This window comes from Phenylobacterium aquaticum (assembly GCF_947378715.1).
Classification (GTDB): domain Bacteria; phylum Pseudomonadota; class Alphaproteobacteria; order Caulobacterales; family Caulobacteraceae; genus Phenylobacterium; species Phenylobacterium aquaticum_A.
Window position 1 is genome coordinate 1 of sequence record NZ_CANCLE010000086.1, and the last position, 16,455, is coordinate 16,455.

The 16,455-nt window shown below is 64.7% G+C and carries 10 protein-coding genes; 2 read left to right on the plus strand and 8 right to left on the minus strand.

All coding sequences use genetic code 11. From position 1 onward, the window contains the following. From Q7P21_RS12350 to rpsL, 4 genes are all read right to left on the minus strand, one after another. Nucleotides 1-614, minus strand: a 614-nt coding sequence (locus Q7P21_RS12350; protein WP_304177291.1) for a GTP-binding protein, incomplete at its 3' end; no start/stop codon positions are given. Between the two features lie 48 nt (nt 615-662). Beyond that, the gene (gene fusA, locus Q7P21_RS12355) at nt 663-2,741 is read right to left on the minus strand and encodes an elongation factor G (protein WP_304177293.1); all 2,079 of its coding nucleotides are present in this window, start codon (nt 2,739-2,741) and stop codon (nt 663-665) included. Between the two features lie 102 nt (nt 2,742-2,843). Further along, nucleotides 2,844-3,317 carry a 30S ribosomal protein S7 gene (rpsG, locus tag Q7P21_RS12360; RefSeq protein WP_304171815.1) on the minus strand — a complete coding sequence of 158 codons (474 nt, stop codon included), beginning with the start codon at nt 3,315-3,317 and terminating at the stop codon, nt 2,844-2,846. Nucleotides 3,318-3,329: 12 nt separating this feature from the next. Continuing rightward, on the minus strand, nt 3,330-3,701 hold the full coding sequence (gene rpsL / locus Q7P21_RS12365) for a 30S ribosomal protein S12 (RefSeq protein ID WP_111278705.1): 372 nt from the start codon (nt 3,699-3,701) through the stop codon (nt 3,330-3,332). 333 nt (nt 3,702-4,034) lie between these two features. On the opposite strand from rpsL, the gene Q7P21_RS12370 reads away from it, so the two are divergent. Further along, nucleotides 4,035-4,676, plus strand: a complete 642-nt coding sequence (locus Q7P21_RS12370; protein ID WP_304171810.1) for a hypothetical protein — start codon at nt 4,035-4,037, stop codon at nt 4,674-4,676. Nucleotides 4,677-4,686: 10 nt separating this feature from the next. On the opposite strand, the gene Q7P21_RS12375 is transcribed toward Q7P21_RS12370, so the two are convergent. The 3 genes from Q7P21_RS12375 to rpoB form a co-directional block, all read right to left on the minus strand. Further along, nucleotides 4,687-6,654, minus strand: a complete 1,968-nt coding sequence (locus Q7P21_RS12375; protein ID WP_304177295.1) for a S9 family peptidase — start codon at nt 6,652-6,654, stop codon at nt 4,687-4,689. A 323-nt stretch (nt 6,655-6,977) separates the two neighbouring features. Further along, nucleotides 6,978-11,174: a DNA-directed RNA polymerase subunit beta' gene (rpoC, locus tag Q7P21_RS12380; RefSeq protein WP_304171849.1), complete on the minus strand. Its 4,197-nt coding sequence runs from the start codon at nt 11,172-11,174 to the stop codon at nt 6,978-6,980. 95 nt (nt 11,175-11,269) lie between these two features. Continuing rightward, nucleotides 11,270-15,340 (minus strand): DNA-directed RNA polymerase subunit beta, encoded by a 4,071-nt coding sequence (gene rpoB, locus Q7P21_RS12385; protein WP_304177297.1) that lies wholly within the window; start codon nt 15,338-15,340, stop codon nt 11,270-11,272. Between the two features lie 426 nt (nt 15,341-15,766). On the opposite strand from rpoB, the gene Q7P21_RS12390 reads away from it, so the two are divergent. Beyond that, on the plus strand, nt 15,767-16,039 hold the full coding sequence (locus Q7P21_RS12390) for an usg protein (RefSeq protein WP_304170825.1): 273 nt from the start codon (nt 15,767-15,769) through the stop codon (nt 16,037-16,039). Here the strand turns inward: Q7P21_RS12390 and Q7P21_RS12395 are convergent. Beyond that, the coding region (locus tag Q7P21_RS12395; RefSeq protein WP_304177299.1) for a DUF2867 domain-containing protein at nt 16,040-16,455 on the minus strand (416 nt) is incomplete at its 5' end.

A 16,455-nucleotide genomic window follows, 5' to 3' on the forward strand; every position in this document is an offset into this window, starting at 1 on the left:
GGCTCCGGAATGTAGTCATCCATCGCCGCCACCAGCTTCTCGATGGAGCCCACCCCTAAATCCGTCTTCTCCCCCTCCAGCGCCTTCAGCGCGCTGCCGATGATGATCGGGGTCTTCGCCCCCGGGAACTGATACGACGACAGAAGTTCGCGAACCTCCATCTCAACCAGTTCCAGCAGCTCTTCGTCGTCGACCATGTCGACCTTGTTCATGAACACGACCAGCGCCGGAACACCGACCTGACGCGCCAGCAGGATGTGCTCGCGGGTCTGCGGCATCGGGCCGTCGGCGGCCGAGACCACCAGGATCGCCCCGTCCATCTGAGCCGCGCCGGTGATCATGTTCTTCACGTAGTCGGCGTGCCCTGGGCAGTCGACGTGCGCATAGTGACGGTTCGCCGTCTCGTATTCCACGTGCGCCGTGTTGATCGTGATCCCGCGCGCCTTCTCTTCAGGCGCAGCATCGATATCCGCGTAAGCCTTCGCCGTCGCGCCGCCGGTTTTCGCCAGCGTGATCGTGATCGCAGCCGTCAGCGTCGTCTTCCCATGGTCAACGTGACCAATCGTGCCGATGTTGCAGTGCGGCTTATTGCGTTCAAACTTCTCTTTGGCCATTTCAAGCTCCAGCCCTGTCCGGGCTTGTCCTCTAAACTAGGGTTGGGATTAGGCGTACTTCTTGATCACTTCGTCGGCGACGTGTTGCGGCACCGGATCGTAGTGGTCGTATTGCATCGTGAACTGAGCCCGGCCCTGTGACATGCCCCGCAGGGTGTTCACATAGCCGAACATGTTCGCCAGCGGCACGAAGGCGTTGACGACGATCGCGTTGCCGCGAACGTCCTGGCCCTGGATCATGCCGCGACGGCCGTTCAGGTCGCCGATGACAGAACCCAGATACTCTTCCGGGCTCACGACTTCGACGGCCATGATCGGCTCGAGCAGCTTGGGGGCGCCCTTCTCACGAAGTTCCTTGAAGGCCGCCCGCGAGGCGATTTCGAAGGCTAGCACCGAGGAGTCGACGTCGTGGTAGGCCCCGTCGATCAGGGTCGCCTTGAAGTCGATCAGCGGGAAGCCGGCGAGCAGACCGTTGTCCTTGACGGACAGCAGGCCCTTTTCGACGCCGGGGATGTATTCCTTCGGCACCGAACCGCCGGTCAACGAGCTTTCGAACACGAAGCCCGAACCCGGTTCACCCGGCTCGAACACCAGCTTCACGCGGGCGAACTGGCCCGTGCCGCCGGTCTGCTTCTTGTGGGTGTAGTCGATCTCGCACTTGCGGCCGAGGCTTTCGCGATAGGCCACCTGAGGCGCGCCGATATTGGCTTCGACCTTGTAGGTCCGCTTCAGGATGTCGATCTTGATGTCCAGGTGCAGCTCGCCCATGCCCTTCAGGATCGTCTGGCCCGACTCGTGGTCGGTGGAGACGGTGAAGGACGGATCCTCGGCGGCCAGCTTCTGCAGGGCGACGCCCAGCTTTTCCTGGTCAGCCTTGGACTTGGGCTCGACGGCGATCTCGATGACCGGGGCCGGGAACTCCATCTTTTCCAGGATCACCGGCGACTTGGTCGGGTCGCACAGGGTGTCGCCGGTCCGGGTGTCCTTCAGGCCCGCCAGGGCGACGATGTCGCCGGCATAGGCTTCCTTGATGTCTTCCCGGTTGTTGGAGTGCATCAGCAGCATGCGGCCGACCCGTTCGCGCTTGTCGCGCGTCGAGTTCATCAGGCCCATGCCGGTTTCGAGCTTGCCCGAATAGATGCGGCAGAAGGTGAGCGAGCCCACGAAGGGGTCGTCCATGATCTTGAAGGCCAGGACCGACAGGGACTCGTCGTCCGAGGCGCGGCGGGTCACCGGCTCCTCGGTCTTGAAGTCGATACCCGGGGTCGGCGGGATGTCCACCGGCGAGGGCAGGTAGTCGACCACCGCGTCGAGCAGGGGCTGCACGCCCTTGTTCTTGAAGGCCGAGCCGCAGAGGATCGGATAGAAGGCGCCGGTCAGCACGGCCTTGCGGATGCACTTCTTGATGGTGGCTTCCGAGGGCTCTTCGCCGCCCAGATAGGCTTCCATCGCCTCATCGTCGAGCTCGACCGAATTCTCGATCAGGTAGTGACGGGCTTCCTTGGCCTTCTCGACCATGTCGGCCGGGATCTCTTCGTCGTGGAAGTTCGCGCCCAGGCCGTCGTTTTCCCAGACCACGGCCTTCATGCGGACCAGGTCGACCAGACCCTTCAGATTGGTTTCCGAACCGATCGGCAGCTGGATCGGAACCGCCTTCGCGCCCAGGCGGTCGCGGATGGATTCGACCGACTTGTCGAAGTCGGCGCCGATCTTGTCCATCTTGTTGACGAACACGATCCGCGGAACCTTGTACTTGTCGGCCTGACGCCAGACGGTCTCGGTCTGCGGTTCGACACCGGCGTTGCCGTCCAGCACCGCGACGGCGCCGTCCAGCACGCGCAGCGAACGTTCGACTTCAATGGTGAAGTCCACGTGGCCGGGGGTGTCGATGATGTTCAGGCGCTTGTCGTTCCAGAACGCAGTCGTCGCGGCCGACGTGATGGTGATGCCGCGTTCCTGCTCCTGGTCCATCCAGTCCATGGTGGCCGCGCCATCGTGGACTTCGCCGATCTTGTGGCTCTTGCCAGTGTAATAGAGGATCCGCTCCGTCGTCGTCGTCTTGCCAGCATCGATGTGGGCCATGATGCCGAAGTTGCGGTAGTCTTCGATTTTGTGCGCGCGGGGCATAGCGGAAGCTCTGCTGGTAAAGGCGTTCGGGGGTGTCAGAACGGACAGCGCGGGCGGTTTAGCCTAAACCGCCCGCGCCGGGAAGCGATGGATTAGCCGGTGTTACCAGCGGTAGTGCGAGAAGGCCCGGTTGGCTTCGGCCATCTTGTGCGTGTCTTCACGCTTCTTGACGGCCGAACCGCGGTTGGACGCCGCGTCGAGCAGTTCGCCAGCCAGCTTGTCGGTCATGGTGTTCTCGCCGCGCTTGCGCGCCGCGGTCACGAGCCAACGAATGGCGAGCGCCTTGCGGCGATCGGGACGAACTTCGACGGGCACCTGATAGGTGGCGCCGCCGACCCGGCGGGAGCGGACTTCGATCGCGGGCGCGACGTTTTCCAGAGCCGAGTGGAAGGTTTCCAGGGGACCCTGGTCCTTGCGCTTGGCTTCGAGGATCTCGAAGGCGCCATAGATGATGTTTTCGGCGACGGCCTTTTTACCCTCGTACATCACATAGTTCATGAACTTCGTGACGGTCAGATCCCCGAACTTGGGATCCGGCAGGACTTCACGTTTCTCAGCGCGGCGGCGGCGGGACATTCTTCTTCTTCCTTACTTAGGACGCTTGGCGCCGTAGAGCGAACGGCGCTGCTTGCGGTCCTTGACCCCTTGGGTGTCGAGCACGCCACGCAGGATGTGATAGCGGACGCCCGGAAGGTCCTTCACCCGGCCACCACGGATGAGCACGACGGAGTGCTCCTGCAGATTGTGGCCTTCGCCCGGGATATAGCACACCGCTTCGATGCCGGTGGTCAGACGCACCTTGGCGACCTTACGAAGCGCGGAGTTCGGCTTCTTCGGGGTCGTCGTATAGACGCGGGTGCAAACACCACGGCGCTGAGGGCAGCCCTTGAGGGCCGGCACCTTGTTGCGCACCGGCTTGTTCTGCCGGGGCTTGCGGATGAGCTGGTTGACTGTTGGCATCTAATCTCTGCTCTGGAGGCGTGTGCCGTTTGGCCGTGGCGCCTCGATGGGGGTCTATGTTGACTTAGGTTCCGAAGCCCCCCGAGGAACGCAAAAACTCGCCGGCGCGCGATGGTTTGCGTTCCGGCGGGTCAGGACGTCCGGTGGGGGACGAACCGTTCATCGGGACCAGGAAAGAATCCCCGGCCTCGAAAGGAGCGCGGTTCATACTCGGGAAGGCCTGTGACGTCAACGCCGGGCGAACAACCCCTCCCCCGCCCGGTTTCGGCCACGAAATCGCCCCGCCCGGCCCGAAGGGTCAAGCTCCAGTTTGGGGGCGGGAAAGGACAGGCCATGGCGCATTCCGACCGGCGTCGGATCATGACCGTCGTCGCGGCCTCGGCGGCCTTTCACCTGGGCCTGCTGGGCTTGCTCGCGCTGCAGCGGCCCAACCTGCGGGAGCGGGCCCTGGCCCCGGCCCTGCTCGACGTGACACTCGCCCCCTTCTACCTGATCGAGCCCGAGGCCAAGGGTCGCCGCACCCGGGCGCCATTGAAGACCCACGGCAGCCGGCCGCTCGAAGCCGCCTTGCCCGTCGCCCCGATCTACGCCGCACCGGCCGACACCCGGCCGAACCAGGCCGTGGCGCCCGGCCCCGTCGCGCCCGCCAGCCTGACGCCCGGCGCCCAGACGCCTTTGGGCCTGGTCCTGCGTCGCGGCGGCGTGGGCTGCGAGACCCCGAACCTGCCCGGCATGACCCAGGCCGATCGCGACCGCTGCCTTGAGCGCCTGGGCGCCGGCGCCCGGCTGGCCGCCTTCAAGGGGCTGGGACTGGCCAAGGACAAGCAGGCCTGGCTCGACGGCCAGGCGGCGGCCAAGGATCGCTACATCAAGTACCGCAACGGCCCCCTGCCGCCGGGCCTGTCGACCTCGGACGCTGCGGGCGGCATAGCCGGCCTGGGCGACACTGGCCACGAAACCAAGATCCCGTTCTGAGGCGCCTAGTTCAGGGTGAGACGGGCAGGTTCTTGGCCAGGAAGGCGCCCAGCGTCTCCAGCATCTGGGTGCGGGTCGCAGACTGCATGAGATAGTGGTCGTCGCCGACCAGGGTGACGTACTCCACCGACTTGCCGGCTGCTTTCAGGGCGTCGGCCATAAACTTCGACTGTTCGGGGAGAACGACCGTGTCCTGGTCGGCGTGGATCAGCAGGATGGGCGCGCGGACCTTGGCCGCCTGCGCCACTGGCGATCCCTCGCGCAACTTGTCGAGGCTTGCGGCGGACACGGCTTCCCGCAAAGACCGCAGCCCGGCTGCGTCCGGGCCATAGGGTCGCACCACCTCATCGCTCAATTTGGCCAGGTCTGAGATGCCGCCGACCGACGCGGCGCAGCGATAGGCCTCAGGATGCAAGGCGGCCCCGGCGAGCGCCGAGTACCCGCCGAAGGCCGCACCAACGATACAAACCCTGCCAGGGTCGATCTGCCCGCTCGCCGCCACCGCCGCGATTCCATCCAGCAGATCGGTCTGAATCTTGCCCGACCATTCGCCACGGCCCGCCTTCTCAAAGGCTGAGCCGAAGCCGGCTGATCCTCGAAATTGCGGCCTCAGAACCGCGTAGCCCCGCGTCGCGAGGAATTGGGTCAGCCAGTCAAAGCCGTCTTCGTCCCGGGCCGCCAGCCCCGCATGTGGCAGGACAATCAGGGGCAGCTTGGCGTTCGCCGCGCCCGCACCTGGCGGCAGGGTCAGAAAGGCCTCGATATCCAGACCATCGCGAGCTTTGTAGATGATCCGCTGAGTGGAACCGAGCGCAGCGCCGTTCAACTCGGGATAGGCCTCTCCAATCGGCGACAGTTCCTTGCGCGATCTATCGAACAGATACCAGGTAGGGGGCGTCATCGAGGCGGTGACCCGGACCAGGAACCGGCTGCGGTCTGCAGACCAATCCATCAGGTTCGCACGCTTGCCCTTGAAGACCTTCGTCAGGGTGGCGGCTGTCGCCTCGATTTCCGGATCGAGCCACTGGACAGGCTGTTCCTCGCCGGCGGCGATGCCGACATACGAGCCCCGGGCTTCATCGCGGATCAGCGACGGCGTCGCGCCCGTCACGGGTTTGCCCACGGGCATGGCGACACCATCCGCCAGCCCTCTCCGCGTCACCTGGACCGCGCCATTCGTCTCGTAGCCCAGATAGACAGCGTCCTCGGCCGTCGAATAGCCAAGGTAGTCCGGCGCGCTGTCCAGATCCTGATGCGCGAAAATCGCGGTCCATTCCCGCACGCCCTTGGCCCGCCCATAGAGGCTGTATTTGTGGGAAAGGTTGTCGACATCACGCCGTACGCGCGTCTCGCCGGCGGAATCCACGTCCCATCCCGCTGTGTCGAAGTTGCCAAGCTCCTGGATGACACCCTTGCCCGTAGCGGGGTCCACGTTCCACAGCGCCAGGACAAAAGGCGCGTCCTCGCCCTTCCGACGCAGATGAGTATTGATCGAGGTGTCAGGGCCTGTCGACATCTGCAAGCCCAGCACCACCGCCCGCGGTGACGGTCCCTGGGTTACGCCGATGACAGGCTGACTGACTAGGACCTGGGACGAGACGTCCCCTTGAAGCAGCTGTGACACCACCCGCCCCTGTGGGGAGATGGCCAGGTTGCGCTCAAACCGATAGGCCGATTTGGCCTCAAGACGTTCCCAGCGGGCGATCCGCGCGAGCGCATAGCCATCACCCGCCCATCGGATGCCAACCGCTTCCACATTGCCCAAGGCGAGCGTCGGCAGGTCCGGCTTGTCGATCGTCGCGAAGCTGAGGGTGCGGACCTCTGGCGTGCCGCCGAGGATCGCGATGGTCTGGCCATTCGGCGAGATGGCGGCGTCGAAGATGCCGGGCTGGCGGCCAAAGGCCGAGGCCGGCGGCGGGGTCTGGCCATGGGCGAAGCCGCCCAGGGCCGTGGCCAGGACCACGGTCGCGACAAACAATCTCAAGACATCCCCCAACTCAACGCGCGCGGGTGGACGCTAGCCAAGCTTCAGCAGGCGCACAAGCCCAGGGTGTCGGTCAATTGGCCCTTCAACGTCGGCGCGAAAAAGGACCCGCGCCCTGGAGAAGACGCGGGGTCAGTGGGGGTTGGATAAGGTTGTCCGGCGGCGTCGCCGGACCACGCTCCAAACCCTAGTCGCGACACCCCCGCCAGGCTTGACCCAGATCAAGCCGTCGCGATTTTCACGCGCAGGGCCCTGGAACGCGGAACGGCCCGGGATTGCTCCCGGGCCGTTCGCTTATCAAGGTCCGATCGAGGGCTTTAGCCGTCGACAGTCTCGGCCGCCGCCTCGATGGCGATGGCTTCCGGCAGGGGCTCCATCGCCTCTTCGCGGCTGGCGCTGAGCGCCTCATCCCGCTTGGCGGCGATCCGCTGGAGGTTGCGCAGATACGAGCCCGTGCCCGCCGGGATCAGGCGGCCCACGATCACGTTCTCCTTCAGCCCTTCCAGGGTGTCGGTCTTGCCCTGCACCGAGGCCTCGGTCAGCACGCGGGTCGTTTCCTGGAAGGACGCCGCAGAGATGAAGCTGCGGGTTTGCAGGGACGCCTTGGTGATGCCGAGCAGCACGGGCTGGGTGAGCGCCGGGCGGCCGCCACGGGCCTCCGCCTTGGCGTTCTCGTCATCGACTTCGATCTTGTCGAGGTGATCGCCCTTGAGCAGGCCGGTGTCGCCCGGCTCGAGGATCTCGACCTTCTGAAGCATCTGACGGACGATCGTCTCGATGTGCTTGTCGTTGATCGGCACGCCCTGGAGGCGATAGACCTCCTGGATCTCGTCGACCAGGAACTCGGCCAGCGCCTCGATGCCCTGAATGCGCAGGATATCGTGCGGGTCCGGGTTGCCGTCGATCAGGTACTCACCCTTGCGGATGATGTCCCCGTCGTGGACGGCGATGTGCTTGCCCTTGGGGATCAGGAACTCGACCGCCTCGCCACCATCTTCCGGGGTGATCTTGATACGGCGCTTGTTCTTGTAGTCGCGGCCGAATTCGACGCGGCCGTCCATTTCCGCGATGACCGCGCAGTCCTTGGGACGGCGGGCTTCGAAGAGTTCGGCGACGCGCGGCAGACCACCGGTGATGTCCCGGGTCTTGGCGCTTTCGGTCGACATGCGGGCCAGAACCTCACCCGGCTTGATCTCGTCGCCGTCGCCGACGGAGAGAATGGCCCCCACCGGCAAGAGGTAACGGGCTTCACCGCCATTGGAGATCCGGCGATAGGCGCCATCGGCGTCGAGCACGGCCATGGACGGACGCAGGTCCGTACCCTTGGTCGAGGCGCGCCAGTCGATGACCACGCGGTTGGAGATGCCGGTGGCTTCGTCGGCTTCCTCGCGGACGGAGACGTTCTCCACCAGGTCTTCGAACCGGATGCGGCCGCCGACTTCGGTGATGATCGGGGTCGAATAGGGGTCCCACTCGGCCAGGCGCTGGCCGCGCTTGACCTTGTCGCCGTCCCGCACCTTCAGACGCGCGCCGTAAGGCGGCTTGTAGGCTTCGCGATCCTTGCCATCGACCTGAACGACGAGCTGCAGGTTGCGGCTCATGCAGATCAGTTCGCCGTCGGGGGCCACGACCGTGTTGCCGCCGGAGATCTTCACCACACCGATATTGGTGCTTTCGAAGAAGGACTGCTCGGCCACCTGGGCGGTGCCGCCGATGTGGAAGGTGCGCATGGTCAGCTGGGTGCCGGGTTCGCCGATCGATTGGGCGGCGATGACGCCGACCGCTTCGCCGATGTTCACCGGGGTGCCGCGGGCCAGGTCGCGGCCGTAGCAGGTCGCGCAGACGCCGTTCTTGGCTTCGCAGGTCAGGATCGAGCGCACCTTCACCGACTGGACGCCGGCGTTCTCGATGACTTCGCACATGTCTTCATCGAGATAGGTGTCGGCGGGGATGATGATCTCGCCGGTGTTAGGGTCCTTGATGTCCTCGCCGGCCGAACGGCCCAGGACGCGCAGGCCCAGCGAGACGAGGACGTCGCCGCCCTCGACCACGGCCCGCAGGGTGATGCCCCGGGTGGTGCCGCAGTCTTCCTCGTTGATGATGCAGTCCTGCGCTACGTCGACCAGACGACGGGTCAGATAACCCGAGTTGGCGGTCTTCAGGGCGGTGTCAGCCAGGCCCTTGCGGGCGCCGTGGGTGGAGTTGAAGTACTCCTGGACGGTCAGGCCTTCCTTGAAGTTCGAGATGATCGGGGTTTCGATGATCTCGCCGGACGGCTTGGCCATCAGGCCGCGCATCCCGCCGAGTTGCTTCATCTGGGCCTGGGAACCCCGGGCGCCAGAGTTGGCCATCATGAAGATCGAGTTGATCTCGTTCTCGCGGCCGGTGACGGGGTCACGATCGGCGGTGGAGATTTCGAGCATCATCTCGTCGGCGACCCGGTCCGTGGCCTTGGCCCAGGCGTCAACGACCTTGTTGTACTTCTCGCCCTTGGTGATCAGGCCGTCGGCGTATTGCTGCTCGTATTCCTCGACCAGCGCACGGGTCTCGGCCACGATCGGCTTCTTGCGTTCCGGAATGACGATGTCGTCCTTGCCGAAGGAGATGCCGGCCTTGGCCGCTTCCTTGAAGCCCAGGCCCATCATCTGGTCGGCGAAGATCACCGTCGCCTTCTGACCGCAGTGCCGATAGACGGTGTCGATCAGATTGCCGATTTCCTTCTTGGTCAGGTTCTTCTCAAGAAGCCGGTGACCCACCGCCGGGTGATGCGGGAACAGGGCGACGATCTTCATCCGACCGGGGGTCGTCTCGATCACCTTGCGCTCCAGAACGCCGTCAGCGTTCATCTCGGTGTGGCGCGCGCGGATCTTGGAGTGCAGCGACACCACGCCAGCGTCGAGCGCCGCGTCGATTTCGCCCAGATCCCCAAAGGCCTTGCCCTCGCCCGGCTCGCCGCTCTTGGCCAGCGACAGGTAGTAGAGGCCGAGCACGATATCCTGCGACGGCACGATGATCGGGCGACCATTGGCGGGCGACAGGATGTTGTTCGTGCTCATCATCAGCACGCGGGCTTCCAGCTGGGCTTCCAGCGAGAGCGGCACGTGGACGGCCATCTGGTCGCCGTCGAAGTCGGCGTTGAAGGCGGCGCAGACCAGCGGGTGAAGCTGGATGGCCTTACCCTCGATCAGCTTGGGCTCGAACGCCTGGATGCCCAGGCGGTGCAGGGTCGGGGCGCGGTTGAGCAGGATCGGGTGCTCGCGGATCACCTCGTCCAGGATGTCCCAGACGGCCGGCTGTTCGCGTTCCACCATCCGCTTGGACTGCTTGACGGTGCCCGACAGGCCCTTGGCGTCCAGGCGCGCATAGATGAACGGCTTGAACAGCTCGAGCGCCATCTTCTTCGGCAGGCCGCATTCATGCAGCTTCAGCTCGGGACCCACCACGATGACGGAGCGGCCCGAATAGTCGACGCGCTTGCCGAGCAGGTTCTGACGGAAGCGGCCTTGCTTGCCCTTCAGCATGTCGGCCAGGGACTTCAGCGGGCGCTTGTTGGCGCCGGTGATGACCCGACCACGACGGCCGTTGTCGAACAGGGCGTCGACGGCTTCCTGCAGCATCCGCTTTTCGTTGCGGATGATGATGTCCGGCGCGCGCAGCTCGATCAGGCGCTTCAGGCGGTTGTTGCGGTTGATGACCCGGCGATAGAGGTCGTTGAGGTCGGAGGTCGCGAAACGACCGCCATCCAGCGGCACCAGCGGACGCAGTTCCGGCGGGATCACCGGGACCACCGTCAGGATCATCCACTCGGCCTTGTTGCCCGACTCGATGAAGCTCTCGATCAGCTTCAGGCGCTTGGACGCCTTCTTCAGCTTCATTTCCGAGGTGGTGGTGAGGAGCTCCTCACGCAGCTTGTCGGCTTCCTTCGAGAGGTCGAGCGCCTTGAGCAGGCCCTGGACGGCTTCAGCGCCGATCTCGGCTGTGAAGCTGTCGTCGCCGAACTCTTCCTGGAAGCGCATGTACTCGTCTTCCGACAGCAGCTGGTGCTGCTTCAGCGGGGTCAGGCCCGGCTCGGTGACGATGTAATATTCGAAATAGAGGACCCGCTCGATGTCCTTCAGGGCCATGTCCAGCATCATCGAGATGCGGCTGGGCAGAGACTTCAGGAACCAGATGTGGGCGACCGGCGAGGCCAGCTCGATGTGCCCCATCCGCTCGCGCCGAACGCGGGCCAGGGTGACCTCCACGCCGCACTTTTCGCAGATGATGCCCTTGTACTTCATGCGCTTGTACTTGCCGCACAGGCACTCGTAGTCCTTCGTCGGACCGAAGATCCGCGCGCAGAACAGGCCATCACGCTCCGGCTTGAAGGTCCGGTAGTTGATCGTCTCGGGCTTCTTGATCTCGCCGAACGACCACGAGCGGATCTTCTCGGGCGAAGCCAGGGCGATACGGATGCGGTCGAAGGTCGGAGCGGCCTGGACCGGATTGAAGATATTCAGGACTTCCTGGTTCATTGGATATCCAGTTCGTCAGTATTTTCAGGAGCGAAGCGGGAGGAGCTGACGGGCCCCTCCCCTCGCGTGACGACGGCGGCGGTTTGGAACCGCGCCTAGCTGTTTTCCAGCTCCACGTTCAGGCCAAGGGAACGCATTTCCTTGACCAGCACGTTGAAGCTTTCCGGGATGCCGGCCTCGAAGGTGTCGTCGCCACGGACGATGCTTTCGTAGACCTTGGTCCGCCCAGCCACGTCGTCGGACTTCACCGTCAGCATTTCCTGCAGGGTGTAGGCGGCGCCGTAGGCTTCCAGAGCCCAGACTTCCATTTCCCCGAAGCGCTGACCGCCGAACTGGGCCTTGCCGCCCAGAGGCTGCTGGGTGACCAGGCTGTACGGCCCGATGGAGCGGGCGTGGATCTTGTCGTCGACCAGGTGGTGCAGCTTCAGCATGTAGATGTAGCCGACCGTGACCGGGCGCTTGAACTGCTCACCGGTCTGGCCGTCGTAGAGGATCGACTGGCCAGAGCGGGCCAGGCCCGCCTTTTCCAGCAGGTTCTCGATGTCGTCGATGTGGGCGCCGTCGAAGACCGGGGTCGCGAAGGGCACGCCCTTGCTGAGGTTCTTCGCCAGCTCGATCAGCTCTTCCTCAGTGTCGGGAAGTTCCTGATCGGCGCCGTAGATGCCCTTCAGGTGGTCGATCAGGGCCTGCTTCTGGCCGCCGTTCTGCCAGGCTTCCAACAGGTCGGCGATCTGCTTGCCGAGGCCCGCCGACGCCCAACCCAGGTGGGTCTCGAAGATCTGACCGACGTTCATGCGCGACGGCACGCCCAGCGGGTTCAGCACGATGTCCACATTGGTGCCGTTGGCGAGGTAAGGCATGTCCTCGATCGGCAGGATCTTGGAGATGACCCCCTTGTTGCCGTGACGGCCGGCCATCTTGTCGCCCGGTTGCAGCTTGCGCTTCACCGCCACGAACACCTTGACCATCTTCATCACGCCAGGCGGCAGTTCGTCACCGCGCTGCAGCTTGTCGACCTTGTCCTCGAAGCGACGGTCCAGACGCTTGCGGGCCTCGTCGAACTGACGGCGCATGGCCTCCAGCTCGCCCATGGCCTTCTCGTCGTCCAGAGCGATCTGCCACCACAGGCCGGGCGCAATCTCTTCCAGCTTCTCGAGGGTGACCTCGCCGCGGCCCAGGCCCTTGGGGCCCGAGACGGCGGTCTTGCCGACGATCAGTTGGCGCAGACGCGAGGTCATGTTGCGGTTCAGGATGCCGAACTCGTCGTCGCGGTCCTTGCCCAGACGGTCGATTTCAGCCCGTTCGATGGCCAGGGCGCGTTCGTCTTTGTCGACGCCATGCCGGTTGAACACCCGGACCTCGACGATCGTCCCGGCGACGCCCGGGGGCAGGCGCAGGGAGGTGTCGCGGACGTCGGAGGCCTTCTCACCGAAGATGGCGCGCAGGAGCTTTTCTTCCGGCGTCATCGGGCTCTCGCCCTTCGGGGTCACCTTGCCGACCAGGATGTCGCCCGGCAGGACTTCGGCGCCGATCGCCACGATGCCGGCTTCGTCGAGGTTGCGCAGGGCTTCCTCGCCGACGTTCGGGATGTCGCGGGTGATCTCTTCCGGGCCCAGCTTGGTGTCGCGGGCCATGACTTCGAATTCCTCGAGGTGGATCGAGGTGAAGACGTCGTCGCGCACGATCCGCTCGGAGATCAGGATCGAGTCTTCGAAGTTGTAGCCATTCCAGGGCATGAAGGCGACGAGGGTGTTCCGGCCAAGCGCCAGTTCACCCAGTTCCGTCGACGGGCCGTCGGCGATGACGTCGCCAGCCTGGATCCGGTCACCCACCCGCACCAGCGGACGCTGGTTGATACAGGTCGAGGTGTTGGAACGCTGGAACTTCTGCAGACGGTAGATGTCGACGCCGGCCTTGGTCGGGTCGGTCTCTTCCGTCGCGTGGACGACGATGCGGGTGCCGTCGATCTGCTCGACAACGCCCTCGCGGCGGGCGACCACGACGGCGCCGGAGTCCCGCGCCACGATGGCTTCCATGCCCGTGCCGACCAGGGGCGCATCCGATTGGATGAGCGGCACGGCCTGCTTTTGCATGTTCGAGCCCATGAGGGCGCGGTTGGCGTCATCGTTTTCCAGGAACGGGATCAGCGAAGCGGCCACGGAGACGACCTGCTTCGGCGACACGTCCATCAGGTCGACATCGGCCTTGGGCAGCAGCGAGGGTTCGCCGTTGATCCGGCCGGGGACCAGGTCGTCGACGATCTCGCCGTTCTCCAACTTGATGTTGGCCTGGGCGATGACGTGCTTGGCCTCTTCCATGGCGGACATGTAGACGACCTCGTCGGTCGTCTTGCCGTCCTTGATCCGGCGGTAGGGGCTCTCGATGAAGCCGTACTTGTTCACCACCGCATGGGTGGCGAGCGAGTTGATCAGGCCGATGTTCGGGCCTTCCGGCGTCTCGATGGGGCAGATCCGGCCATAGTGGGTCGGGTGCACGTCGCGAACTTCGAAACCGGCGCGCTCGCGGGTCAGACCACCCGGGCCAAGCGCCGAGAGGCGGCGCTTGTGGGTGATTTCCGACAGCGGGTTGGTCTGGTCCATGAACTGCGAGAGCTGCGAGGAGCCGAAGAACTCCCGCACCGCCGCCGCCGCCGGCTTGGCGTTGATCAGGTCGTGCGGCATGACCGTGTCGATATCGACCGAGCTCATGCGCTCCTTGATCGCGCGTTCCATGCGCAGCAGGCCGACGCGGTACTGGTTTTCCAGCAGTTCGCCGACCGAACGGACCCGGCGGTTGCCGAGGTTGTCGATGTCGTCGATTTCGCCGCGGCCGTCGCGCAGACCCACCAGGGTCTTCAGCACCGCCAGCACGTCGTCCTTGCGGACCACGCGGACGTCGTCGGGGCAGTCGAGTTCCAGACGCATGTTCATCTTCACGCGGCCGACCGACGAGAGGTCGTAGCGCTCGCCGTCGAAGAACAACGACTTGAACATGGCCTCGGCCGCTTCCACGGTCGGCGGCTCACCCGGACGCATGACGCGGTAGATGTCGAACAGGGCGTCTTCACGGGCCGAGTTCTTGTCGATGCGCAGGGTGTTGCGCATGTAGGCGCCCATGGTCACCTCATCGACGTCGAGGACGTCGAGGGTGGTGAAGCCTTGCTCTTCCAGCGAGGCCAGCAGGGCCACGTCGAGTTCGTCGCCGGCTTCGGCGTAGATTTCACCGGTGGTGAAATTGACCAGGTCGCGGGCCAGATAGCGGCCCATCAGGGCTTCCGGCGCCAGCAGCAGGGTCTTGAGACCGGCGTCGGCGAACTTCTTGGCGTTACGGGCCGAGATCTTCTGCCCGGCCGGCGCCACTTCCTCGCCGGTGTCGGCGTCGATCAGGGCGAAGTCCGGCTTCACACCGCGCCAGCGCTCGGCCTTGTAGGGCGTCGCCCAGCCACCGGCCTGCTTCTCATAGGGGACGGTGTCGTAGAAGGTGCCGAGGATCTCCTCGCCATCCATGCCCAGCGCCATCAGGAAGGTGGTGGCGGGCAGCTTGCGGCGGCGGTCGATGCGGACATAGACGATGTCCTTGGCGTCGAACTCGAAGTCCAGCCACGAACCGCGATAGGGAATGACCCGGGCGGCGAACAGGAGCTTGCCCGAGGAGTGGGTCTTGCCCTTGTCGTGGTCGAAGAACACGCCCGGCGAACGGTGCATCTGCGAGACGATGACCCGCTGGGTGCCGTTGACGATGAAGGTGCCCTTGTCGGTCATGAGCGGGATGTCGCCCATGTAGACGTCCTGCTCCTTGATATCCTTCACGGAGCGGGCGCCGGTCTCTTCGTCGGTCTCGAACACGATCAGGCGCAGCTTGACCTTCAGCGGCGCGGCGAAGGTCATGTCACGCTGGACGCATTCCTCGACGTCGTACTTCGGCTCCTCGAACTCGTAGGAGACATATTCGAGGACGGCGCGTTCGTTGAAATCCTTGATCGGGAAGACTGACTTGAAGACCGCCTCGATCCCCTCTTCCTTACGTTCGCCGGCGCGGACCTCGCGCTGCAGGAACTGTTCGTAGGAAGAGCGCTGAACCTCGATCAGGTTCGGCATCTGCACGGCTTCGGGGATGCGGCCGAAAGAGTAACGGATCCGCTTCTTTCCGGTGAAGGATTGCGCCATTTTATTCCCTTGATCGACGCGCGGAACGGTTTCCACGCGTCAGGTCGTTGATCCCGCGTCCACCCTCGAACGTCCCAGATGGGACGCCGGACGCTGGAGGCCCCTGTATCGCCAGGGGCGTCCCCTCGCATGGCCGGAGGGTAGCGGGCCATGCCTCGGAACGTAGGCGCGCGAAAGAATCGCGTCTGAGACGAATCGTAATTTCGCGAAGGACGGCAGATAGGCGCTTTGCCTCGAGATGGGAAGCCCCCTTTTCACAGAAACCTCACCCTTGCCCACAGATCAGGCGCGCATCCTCGGCAGCAGCCGGCGCCATCGAGCGCTAACACATTGAACATCTTGAGACTTTGTTAGTTTACCCGGCACGATCCTGACCTGGGGCGCGAGTCGATCCCGCCGTCGCGCCCGGCATGGAAAGGCGCGCGCATGAAGGTGTCTCCCGAGTTCGAACTGCGGATCCAGGGCTATGGCCTGACCACCGCCGAGATCCTCTATCGGATGCCCGATCACCCGGCCCTGCTGCAGAGCTACATCTGGCAGGAGTACGACCTGTTCCCGAAATTCCCGAACCTGAGGAAATTCCTGGATTTCTGGAGCCACCAGCTGGACGGGGTGCTGCACACCATCACCGTCGCCCACAATCGCCTGATCAAGCCGGCGGAGTTCCGCGCCGTCGACGGGTCTTTCAACCTGCACTGACTAGATCGACAGGCGGCGCATCATCATGGCGACCAGGAACGGGTGGAAGCGCCCGACCGGGATCATATAGAGCCGGCCCAGCAGATTGTGGGTCTGGACCAGAGCCGAGACGACATAGGTCGCGCGCCCGGGCCCGCCGCGCCGCAGATAGGAGATGCGGACGTCGAGGTGACGGTCGTCGATGCCGAGCACCAGTTCATCTGCGTCCACGGACTCGATCGTGAAGATGCTGAACCGGTCGCCGACGCTATAGCCCTTGGCGCCGGGCGGGTGGCGGGCGCCGAGCCGCCCGACGGTCTTGAGGCCCAGCGGTCGGACGATCATGTCGCGAAGCGCCAGCAATCCCTCGACCCAGGCCGGCGTCACCCCTTGGGCCCGCGCGGCGATTTCGGTCGCGGTCAGGGTCGGGTCGCGAA

Bases quoted from the DNA above. Each gene is read 5' to 3' on its own strand.
- rpoB (WP_304177297.1), bottom strand. From the start codon at position 15,340: ATGGCGCAATCCTTCACCGGAAAGAAGCGGATCCGTTACTCTTTCGGC.
- rpoC (WP_304171849.1), bottom strand. From the start codon at position 11,174: ATGAACCAGGAAGTCCTGAATATCTTCAATCCGGTCCAGGCCGCTCCG.
- rpsG (WP_304171815.1), bottom strand. From the start codon at position 3,317: ATGTCCCGCCGCCGCCGCGCTGAGAAACGTGAAGTCCTGCCGGATCCC.
- Q7P21_RS12370 (WP_304171810.1), top strand. From the start codon at position 4,035: ATGGCGCATTCCGACCGGCGTCGGATCATGACCGTCGTCGCGGCCTCG.
- rpsL (WP_111278705.1), bottom strand. From the start codon at position 3,701: ATGCCAACAGTCAACCAGCTCATCCGCAAGCCCCGGCAGAACAAGCCG.
- fusA (WP_304177293.1), bottom strand. From the start codon at position 2,741: ATGCCCCGCGCGCACAAAATCGAAGACTACCGCAACTTCGGCATCATG.
- Q7P21_RS12390 (WP_304170825.1), top strand. From the start codon at position 15,767: ATGAAGGTGTCTCCCGAGTTCGAACTGCGGATCCAGGGCTATGGCCTG.